Annotated in this window: 10 protein-coding genes; 3 read left to right on the plus strand and 7 right to left on the minus strand. The window is 69.1% G+C overall.

Annotated features, from left to right (window positions below; translation table 11 throughout):
* Positions 1-329, minus strand: a 329-nt coding sequence (locus tag ABZ570_RS32845; protein ID WP_358071892.1) for an SAM-dependent methyltransferase, incomplete at its 3' end; no start/stop codon positions are given.
* 160 nt (positions 330-489) lie between these two features.
* On the opposite strand from ABZ570_RS32845, the gene ABZ570_RS32850 reads away from it, so the two are divergent.
* Positions 490-1,500 carry a DUF6545 domain-containing protein gene (locus tag ABZ570_RS32850; RefSeq protein WP_358071893.1) on the plus strand — a complete coding sequence of 337 codons (1,011 nt, stop codon included), beginning with the start codon at positions 490-492 and terminating at the stop codon, positions 1,498-1,500.
* On the opposite strand, the gene ABZ570_RS32855 is transcribed toward ABZ570_RS32850, so the two are convergent.
* Positions 1,450-3,552, minus strand: a complete 2,103-nt coding sequence (locus ABZ570_RS32855) for an EAL domain-containing protein (RefSeq protein WP_358071895.1) — start codon at positions 3,550-3,552, stop codon at positions 1,450-1,452. The genes ABZ570_RS32850 and ABZ570_RS32855 overlap by 51 nt on opposite strands.
* Before the next feature lie 19 nt (positions 3,553-3,571).
* Between ABZ570_RS32855 and ABZ570_RS32860 the strand changes: the two genes are divergently transcribed.
* Together ABZ570_RS32860 and ABZ570_RS32865 are read left to right on the plus strand one after the other, a co-directional pair.
* Positions 3,572-3,796, plus strand: a complete 225-nt coding sequence (locus tag ABZ570_RS32860; protein ID WP_358071897.1) for a hypothetical protein — start codon at positions 3,572-3,574, stop codon at positions 3,794-3,796.
* A gap of 837 nt (positions 3,797-4,633) precedes the next feature.
* Complete coding sequence (locus ABZ570_RS32865) at positions 4,634-4,831, plus strand: hypothetical protein (protein WP_358071899.1); 198 nt, start codon at positions 4,634-4,636, stop codon at positions 4,829-4,831.
* Positions 4,832-4,933: 102 nt separating this feature from the next.
* On the opposite strand, the gene ABZ570_RS32870 is transcribed toward ABZ570_RS32865, so the two are convergent.
* The 5 genes from ABZ570_RS32870 to ABZ570_RS32890 form a co-directional block, all read right to left on the minus strand.
* Positions 4,934-5,803: an aminoglycoside phosphotransferase family protein gene (locus tag ABZ570_RS32870; protein WP_358071901.1), complete on the minus strand. Its 870-nt coding sequence runs from the start codon at positions 5,801-5,803 to the stop codon at positions 4,934-4,936.
* Positions 5,800-6,453, minus strand: coding sequence for a histidine phosphatase family protein (locus tag ABZ570_RS32875; protein ID WP_358071903.1), 654 nt, complete (start codon positions 6,451-6,453; stop codon positions 5,800-5,802). Before ABZ570_RS32875 ends, ABZ570_RS32870 begins: the two co-directional genes overlap by 4 nt.
* Positions 6,450-7,184: a phosphotransferase gene (locus tag ABZ570_RS32880; protein WP_358071905.1), complete on the minus strand. Its 735-nt coding sequence runs from the start codon at positions 7,182-7,184 to the stop codon at positions 6,450-6,452. Before ABZ570_RS32880 ends, ABZ570_RS32875 begins: the two co-directional genes overlap by 4 nt.
* A complete protein-coding gene (locus ABZ570_RS32885; RefSeq protein ID WP_358071909.1) occupies positions 7,181-8,011 on the minus strand; it encodes a class I SAM-dependent methyltransferase in 831 nt (276 codons plus the stop codon). The genes ABZ570_RS32880 and ABZ570_RS32885 overlap by 4 nt, the downstream gene beginning before the upstream one ends.
* Positions 8,012-8,026: 15 nt before the next feature.
* A partial coding sequence (locus ABZ570_RS32890; RefSeq protein WP_358071907.1) for a topology modulation protein occupies positions 8,027-8,451 on the minus strand: 425 nt, incomplete at its 5' end.

An 8,451-nucleotide genomic window follows, 5' to 3' on the forward strand; every position in this document is an offset into this window, starting at 1 on the left:
GCGACCGGGTCGATGTCGACGTACAGCACCCGGATGGCCGGGTCGATGGCCTGGGCGATCTCGTGCACATTGCCCTGGGTCGGGATGCCGGAACCCAGGTCGAGGAACTGCCGGATTCCGGCCTCGGCCAACGTGCGCACCGCGCGCTGCAGGAACAGCCGGTTGGACCGGGCGGTGTCGGCCGCTTCGGGGACGGCCTGCAGGATCTGCCGTGCAGCCTCACGGTCGGCCTCGAAGTTCTGCCTGCCGCCGAGGAGGTAGTCATATATCCGGGCAACGGTGGCGCGGCCACCGTGTGGACTCTGCGCGCTGGTCTGCTGGTCGGTCATCACTGCCCCCGTCGCCGATGCTGCCACCTGCGGAGCCGCAGCCTAATCGAGAACACTGCCGACGGAGGTCCCTCGACGATCGGGGGTACCCGCGGATAGCTCGCCCATGGCTACACTCTGATCTTTGGTCCGGCACTGATCGTAGTGTCAGGAGGTCTGGATGCTCTTGGCCCGGGCGCGTCTCGCGCGGCGCCTGCGCGCGGCCAAACTGCCACCGCCGCCCGCCCCCTACACCGTGGACGCCTGGTGCGAGGCGATCGGACGCGCGCGCGGGCGCCGCCTGCACGTGCACGACGTGCGGCTGGACGCGGACCTGCCGCCGGGGCTGCTCGTCGAGCGGGACGACGCCGACCACATCCTCGTCGACGCCACGCTGCCCACGCTCGCGCGGGCACAGACCGTGCTGCACGAAGTCGCGCACATCGTCCTTCAACACGACGGCGACGCTGTGCACGACGATCCCGACCCCGCGATCGAGGCCGAAGCCGAACTAGCCGCCGACCTGCTGTACCAGCAGCTGACGCGCGCGGCATCCTCCGCAGCGTCCCCGAGCGGGGCGCTGTTTCCACGTTTGCGGCTGCTCGTGCGCCCTCCGGCATGGTGGGCAGAGCGGCGCACCGACTGGCGTCTCCTGCAGTTGTGGATGACGCTGCGCGAGGCCATGCCTGACGCCGCGATCGTCAGCACCAGCACCGCCGCCCCGGTCCCGATCGAAATCCGCGGCGACCGTCAGCGATACCGCATGGTCATCGAGGTCCACGACGCCCTTCGCGTGCTGCGCCCCTGGCTCAGCACAAAAGTACACGCCAGCGCGGCCCGACGCGCGCGACGCCATCGCCTCGACGCCGCCACCGTCGCGGCCGTCGCGGAGGCCGCCACCATCGCCGTCGCGCTGCGCCGCCGCCACGCCTCGCTGCCCCCCGACGCCGTCGACCCCCTCCTGCTACCCGAGCGCCAGGACCTACACGACGTGCGCGCCGAAGCTCGCCGCCTCGCCCGCGTGGCCCGGGCGCTGCACGAGTCCCCGCTGGTCGCCGCCGAGACCGTCCGGTGGGTGCCGGTGGTCACCGCCGAAGACGCGGTGCCACTGTCGACCGTGCGCGACACGCCGCTGATTCCGCTAGCCACCGACGCGGCGGCGCGGCGCGACCAGTCGCCCAGCGCGGTATAACCGCAGAACCCGCCCGCCGGCGGGCAGCTCGGTCGGACGCCACAGCTGGGCGTGGCTCCTGATCTGGCTGGGGAACATCTCGCCGCCGAACAGCGGGCCGCTGCCCAGGCCGCAGCCCAGCGAGGCCAACTCCCGCCGCTCGTCCTCGGCAGTGACTCCTGCGGCGATGACCGCGAGGTCCAGATCGATGGCGAGATCCGCCGCCGCGCGAATGACCGACCGCGCTGGCCGCCAACCCGCGTCCAACGCATACGCCGGGTGCAGGCGCAGGAAACTCCAGGCGGCGGCGTTGAGCGACTCGATCCCTACCTGGTCGCTGCCGTAGTTGTCCAGCAGCAGCCGCACCCCGTAATGCCGGATTTGCTCGGTCGCCTGCCGTGTGCGCAGGGCTGCCGGCTGGCCGATCGCCAGCACCAGCGACGTGCCCGCCACGGCGTGTTCCCGCAACAGGTCACGCACGGACTCGGCGAATGCGGGCGTCAGCGCGCCAGCCGGCATCGGCACGACCAGCGCCGCGCGTGGCAGCGCGCCATGCCAGGTCGCTGCGGCGGCCAGCGACCGCGTCACCACCTTCCGGGCCAGGATTTCCAGGGCGCTCGGGTCATCGATGAGCTGGTAGACGTACTCATCAGCGGTGAGCACGTCGTCGCGCGAATACAGCCAGCGCGGCACGGACTGCACCATGACGATCCTGCCGGTGACCAAATCCACGATCGGCTCGAACGAGATCGACATCCGAGCCCGCGACAGTTCGCGCGCAAGCGACGACTCGCGCATCGGACCCGTCTGATACGACACCAGCCGGTCCTGGCCCCGCCGGATAGCCCGCCACAACACCCGCTCCGCCACATCGAGCAAGGCCGGCCCAGGCGCGCCGGATGCCATCCCAGCGCTCGCCCGCACCATCAACCGCCGATCACCGATCAGGACCTCGCGACGCAGCGCCGCCACCGCCCAGCACGCCCGCTGATACGCGGACTCCTCCGCGATGTCCCACATGACCAGGGCTAACGTCGTGTCTCCCACACGGGCCACCGCGGACGTGGCGTCCCTAGCGGCGTGGCACAGCCGGCCCGCCAGAGTGTTCAGCAGCGCCAGGGCCTGGTCCCTGCCGATCGCGTCGGCCAGGAAGTGATAGTTCTCCAACCGGATGACCACGGCATGACACGGCCCGACGGCCGCCTCGTCGAGGCGGTTCAGCAATCCGGCGCGGTTCGGCAGGCCGGTGTCCTCGTCATGGGTCGCCGCTGTCTCGTGGCGGCGTGCCTCCTGCGCCAGCACACCGTACGCGTGGGCGATGTCCAAGCTCGTCGACAGGGTCGCCGCGAAGGCCCGCAATGTCGCGCGTTCCCGCACCGAGAGCACATCACGCGGCCCGTTCAGATACAGGCGCACCACGCCGTGTACCCCGCTGGCGTCGCCTGCGATCTCGTACCGTACCGCCGCCCCCGTCCCGGCGACCTCGGGGGCGCCATCGGCTGGGCCGTCGTAGACCAGACGGGCGGTGCCCGCCTGCTGGCTGGCGCGTACCAACCGTTGACCGCCCGCGATCTCGATGTCCGCCGACCGGGCGTTGACCAGCTCGACCGCCCCAGCCGCCGCGGCGTGCAGCACCACATCGAGATCCCGCGCGGACAAGGCGTCATTCAACGCAACGAGATGCTCCCAGGCTCGTCGCTCCTCGCGGAACCGCAGCCGATACATGAGCGCGAGGTACAGGACAAGCATCACCACCGGCAGCGCGATCAACGCCCGCTTGTCCAGTCCGGCGACGACCGTGATCAGGCCGGCTGTGCTGACCTCCGCGACAGCGACGGCCACCCGGGTACGCCACAGGCTGCGCAGCACGACCAGGACTGGACGCCCAGTCGTCAACGTCACGGCCGTCGTCGTCACGAGCTCTTCGAACACCAGCACCGCGACCGCCGCGACGAGGAACCCGAGCAGCTGACGGGAGAACGACGCCGCCTCCCACGCAGGCTGGTCAAACGTCGGACGGATGCCAAAGGCGTGGATCACCGCGCCGGCCAATGCCGCGGCGACGACATCCATGCTGGTGTTGTGTACCGCCTTGTACAAGCCGGACGAACGCGGGTACCGGGTCAACAGCCGAGCCACACCGATCCCGGACGCCGCGCACACAATCACCCACGGCAGCGGCAACGCCGACGCACATACCAAGCACGCGGTCGGCGTCAACGTGACCCGGGTCGACAAACGGGGCCGCAACGGAACCGAGAATGCCGCACCCATCGCCATGAGCGCGGCACCCATCCACAAGTACACCTGCAGGTGAGGCGCAGGCGACCCCCCGTTGCGCAATGCCCACGCAAGGCACGCCAGCGCCGTCACGACACCTGACGAGGTCAGCAGAACCAGCGCCCACCCGTAACGCCGGATCGATATCAATTAATCCCCCGTGATTATCAACCCCAGCCTCCCGCAAAAGGATCATCCACGGTAGCAGCTCATGACCAGGAGTTCAGTCCCACTCAACGCCCTTACGCACGGCGATCTCCTCCCCCCGCTGAGTTAGCTCCTCAAGCGAAACATATGGCCGCGCATACACATTGACCAATGCCAAAGAGTCTTTTTGGTCAGTTCATGCACAATGAGCTCAGGGGTTGGTGCGCAGAGTAGCTGATTTGTGGAAAGCCATCGGAGCTGTCGACGCCCCGGGTGGCCACAGGCCTTTCGCGGCGACGCAGCGGGGCACCGGCTTGGGCATGCTGTCAGGAGCAGCCGTTCCGGATCGCCGGTCACGCCGGCCGGGAATGTAACGGGGTGTGGCGCAGCGTCACGAACACACCTGCGAGCGGGGTCAGCGTGCAGGCCGACGGTGATTGCGGTGAACACGGCGTCGGTCAACCCAGCCAGAGGGCAGCTCGTGCTTACCGGCCCCCAGATCTACGGGCTGGCCTCGACGCAGGCGCGGCGGTAGTGACCAGCCGATCCGAGACGTCATCAATCACGAACTGGCTGGTCATCCCAACCGAGCGGCGAAACATCGGCGCAGGTGGCGATCTCTCATCGGGGCTGTTCCTCGCTGCGCTTCGGCAGCTCATCGGCCTGGAGTCCGCACACCGCATCATGGAGTGGCGGCGCCTATCGGCGGCCAGATGAGGATGCCTCCGTGTCCGGAGACGACGAAGGCGCCTCGGTTGATCGCGTCGGTGAGGCGTTCGCGTGCGCGGTGGAGGGTTGGTTCGAAGGGCACGCCGGCAGCCTGACTGCGGTGGTGATCGACGAACCTCTTCGCGCGGTCGGCGGTCTGCTCCCTGGTACGGCCGTTACCCGGATGATCAGGCGTCTTGATGGTGATGGCCTTTAGCGGCGCAGTCGGGCCAGATCCTTTCAGTTTTTGGCGCCATGCGGGCGGTGGCGGGGTGGCCGGGGTGTTCCCGTCGGTGGGTGGTGATGGCGCCCCATCCCGTTACAAGGCACCGGGGCGGCAACGTGTGGACTGCGCCTCGCGGACCGTGGCGGTCAGCGCGTCAAGGTGGGAGCAGTGCTCGATGACCTTGCGGTCGAGGTCGGTCAGGTTGCCGTAGGTGCTGATGAACGCTTCTTCCAGGTCGGGTCGGTTCGGCCATGTTCGGGCAGCGAGGCGGACAAGGTCGCGGGCGGCGAGGTCGAACCGGGCGTGCTCGAAGTCGATCACCGCGACCGCCACGCCGGGTGACGGTGAGGAGACGTCGTGGGGGTGACAGCCTGCCGACTCTTTTTCGGAGTTGGTTGTGCACAGCAGGTTGCGCGGTGTGAAGTCGAGATGGCATGGGACGGCAGGGAGTGGTCCGAGCGCGGCGAGGTCGCGGAGGTGAGCTCGGATTTCAGTGCGTCGTTGTTCGCTCAGAAGATCTTTCGCGAGTGCGAGCCAGTAGTCGCCGCGTTCGGCCAGCCAGGCGGTGATGTCTGGTTCCGTGCGTGGCGGGCTGGCGTTGTGGAGCAGGCGCAGGAGTGTTCCAGCTTGTCGGTGTGCGTGGATCGCGCGCTGCGGGTCAAGATCCGTTTCTGCGAGTGGGCACCCTGGTAGTGCGGTGACGACGACGCTTGGTGGCTCTTCGCTGACGGCGATCAGTTTGGGTGCTCTGGTACCGAGGGCTGGCGCCCAGTGTTGATAGGCGTGGATTTCCTGGCGGTGGCGGTCGTGGCCGCGGTGGCACTTGACGATGACGTCCCCGACGTGCGTAGCGGCCCGTAGCACGGCGGTGCCGTTGTGGCCGGCGTGCAGGGCGACGGGCCGGGCGTGGGGGTCGACGAGGCGTCGGCAGATGGCGAGCAGGGTTGCGGCTGGGTCGCTCATTGGTCGTATTCGGTGAGGTGTCGGGTGTCGTTGTGGGCGGTGAGCATCCAGACGTGCCTGCCGAAGCGGTTGACGTGCTGCTGCCAGCGGGTGATGCAGGCGTGGTCGGTGACGAATCCGAGTCCCAGGCGTGCTGCGGGTGGTAGCTGGAGGAGCAGTACGTGGGCGGCTTCGATGGTTTCGCCGTGGGCGGTGATCAGGATGCGTTGTCCGGCGTGCCGGTCGAGGATCTGTCGTAGTGTGCTGGTCGCCCGGTGGAGGTATTGGTTCCAGGTCTCGGAGCCGGTGGCGTATGGCTGGTCGGGGTTGTGCTGGGGCGGCCCGCCGAAGGCGGTCTTGATGTCGTGCCAGGGGCGGCCGTCTGCGTCGCCGTGGTCGGGGCCGCGTAGGTCCTCGACGATCGTGACGGCTACGGGGAGCGCCTCGGTGATGATCTCGATGGATTCGCGGACTCGGCGGCGTGGGGTGCCGTAGAAGGCGTTGAAGGGGCGCTGCCGGTGTTCAGCGGCGAGGCGGTGGGCGAGGCGTTGGATCTGGATGCGGCCACGGGGGCTGAGGCCGGTGCAGCCGCGTTCCCCGCCGACGGTCCCGGTGGCGTTGTTGTTGGCCTCGCCGTGGCGGGTGAGGACGAGTTCTGTGGTGACGGTCATGGCGGGGGCTCCTTCAGGCTGAGTGGTCCAGCGGACGCCGGCCAAGGACGCACGGCGGGCCAGGGGTGCCGGTAGCCGTTGCGGTGCAGGTAGCGGGCGGTGAGGAGGTGGTGCATCTCTGCGTAGCGGGTGAGTTGGGCGAAGGTGCAGGAGTTGGTTGGTCCGCCGGTGATCTCGACGTGGTGGGTGTAGGCGGCAACGACAACCTCGGCTTGGTGGCTGTCCAGCGTGCCGTAGGTCATGGCGGCCGAGACGATGAGTTTGGCGAGGTCGTAGCCGAACGGGGCGAGGGTCAGGTCATCGAAGTCGACCACCGCCGGCCCGGTGTCGGTGATGATGAAGTTGCGCAGGTTGGCGTCCTTGTAGAAGGCGGCGGGAAGGCCGGTGGGGTCTACGCCGACCTGGGCGAGCACGGTGTGTCGGCCGGTATGGAAAGCCGGCAGGATCGGCCCTGCCTGGCTGTGGAAGGGCCGGTCGAGGTGGGCGGCGTGTAGCTCGCGGGCGTAGGCGGTGCCGTGCAGCCGCCCCAGGACGGCGGCGAGGCGGGGCAGGTCGCGCGGTTGTGGTGGCGTGCCGTCAAGGTGTTCGAGTATCAGGTGGGTGGCGGTCCCGGGGTGCAGATGCGGTAGCCGTACGTCGCTGCCGAGCTGCTGGAGCCATCGCAGGTGCGCTTGGGCGGCGACGCCTCGGGCTGGATCGGCGTAGCGTTTGACGAACCCTGCGGGGCTCATGGCCGCGCGGCCACCAGGTACGTCACGGTGGAGGCGGCGGTGACCGGCTCGTCGGGGAGCCGGGCGCGCAGCACGGCGGCCAGCGCCGCCGGGTCGGCGGCCAACTTAGGTGCAAGCCGGTACTTGGGGCTGGTGACGGCATATTCGGCGAGGTGAGCGAGGTCGGTGAACCGGAAGGTGTGCTGCTGGTCCAGCCGCCGGTGAAGGACGAACCCGGCCGCAGCGAACGCCGCTTCGGCGTTGCCGGTGTGGAACGCCTCATACAGGCTCGGTCGGCTGATGGCACCCCGGTCCAGGCCGCTGGCGGCGATGACCTGGTCGATGGTCGTGTAGCTGTCGGCTGACTTGGTGGCTGCGATGATGTGCCCGCCCGGCGCCAAGCATGCGCCGATCTCGGCGAGGGCCTGTTCGGGCCGCCGCGAGTGGTAAAGGCAGAACGCCGCCACGGCCACGTCGACGTCGGCGAGGACGCCGCGCAGGTGGTGAAAGTCGGCGGTGACGAGGTTGATCTCGCGGGCGTGGGTGCGTAGCCGGTCGCGGACGACGGCCAGCAGGGCCGGGGACTGGTCGACGGCGACGATGGCCGCTGCGGGGTATTGGCGGGCCAGTTCGACGGTGGTGGTGCCCCGTCCGCATCCGATGTCCGCGACCCGGGTGGGGGTTGGATGGGCGGCTGCCGCCAGCGCGGCGATGGTGGCAGCGGCGTCCGCACCGGTGATCTTCGCACGGTGCAGGGCGCTGGTGCGCTGCCCGATCCGGTCTGCGGTGGCGTAGAGGGTGCCTCGGATGAGCGCGGGGTCGGTGAAGGGAGCGGTGGGGGTGGACAGGGTCGCCTCCGCAGGTCAGGTGCCGGTGTCGGCGTCGAGTTGACGCAGGAATCGATTGGCTTGCCGCCTGCTGGTCAGGCGCAGGTACCGGACGTGTCGGCCATGCTCGGCGACGAGTGCGTTGACCTTGGGGCGCATGCTGCGCCGGTAGCCGAGCACGTACTTGATGAAGGACCAGGTGATGCGGTCGTAGACGCCGTCGGCGTGTTGGCCGCCCCGGTAGCGCCAGCGGCGTTGCGCGATTCCCCACAGGCAGGTGCGGGCCGGCAGGTCGAGGAAGACGACGGTGTCGGCGCGGGCCAGGCGGATGGGCAGGGTGGAGGCGTAGTTGCCTTCGATGATCCACCGCTCTGCCGCGACCAGTTCGCGCTGGAGGGCGGCGAACTTCTCCATCGGGGTGGGGTTCCAGCCGTCGTCGTAGTAGAGCTTGTCGAGGTTGG

Origin of the sequence: Micromonospora sp. NPDC007271 (assembly GCF_040634005.1) — a bacterium.
In the GTDB taxonomy this organism is placed as follows: domain Bacteria; phylum Actinomycetota; class Actinomycetes; order Mycobacteriales; family Micromonosporaceae; genus Micromonospora.

Coding starts and splice junctions, on each gene's coding strand:
- ABZ570_RS32875 (WP_358071903.1), bottom strand. CDS start 6,453: ATGACCGTCACCACAGAACTCGTCCTCACCCGCCACGGCGAGGCCAAC.
- ABZ570_RS32870 (WP_358071901.1), bottom strand. CDS start 5,803: ATGAGCGACCCAGCCGCAACCCTGCTCGCCATCTGCCGACGCCTCGTC.
- ABZ570_RS32850 (WP_358071893.1), top strand. CDS start 490: ATGCTCTTGGCCCGGGCGCGTCTCGCGCGGCGCCTGCGCGCGGCCAAA.
- ABZ570_RS32855 (WP_358071895.1), bottom strand. CDS start 3,552: ATGGATGTCGTCGCCGCGGCATTGGCCGGCGCGGTGATCCACGCCTTT.
- ABZ570_RS32880 (WP_358071905.1), bottom strand. CDS start 7,184: ATGAGCCCCGCAGGGTTCGTCAAACGCTACGCCGATCCAGCCCGAGGC.